This window comes from Clostridium aciditolerans, assembly GCF_016316925.1.
Classification (GTDB): domain Bacteria; phylum Bacillota; class Clostridia; order Clostridiales; family Clostridiaceae; genus Clostridium_AM; species Clostridium_AM aciditolerans.
The window spans coordinates 1-230 of sequence record NZ_JAEEGB010000112.1 but is presented as its reverse complement, the minus strand read 5'-3'; the positions used below and the strand labels follow the sequence as shown (position 1 = coordinate 230).

The following is a 230-nucleotide window of genomic DNA, read 5'->3' as shown; positions in this document are numbered from 1 at the left end:
TGCGGATGCGAACGGCAAATTCGCGCAGCACGTCGTCGCCGGCGTCGTGGCCGTAGGTGTCGTTGATCGCCTTGAAGTAATCGATGTCGAGGATCATCAGCGCCAGCGGCTTGCCGCGGACCGAAGCCTGCTCCGCCAGCGTCGCGAGGTGGCTCTCCATGTAGCGCCGGTTGTTGAGGCCGGTCAGCGCATCGGTGATCGCCATCTCGATCGAGTTCTGCACGTTGTCG

Annotated in this window: 1 protein-coding gene; it reads right to left on the bottom strand. The window is 63.5% G+C overall.

Annotated elements, in window-relative coordinates; translation table 11 throughout:
• Window positions 1–230 (bottom strand): diguanylate cyclase domain-containing protein (locus tag I6U51_RS24580; RefSeq protein WP_211145172.1); only part of this gene is annotated, 230 nt, incomplete at both ends.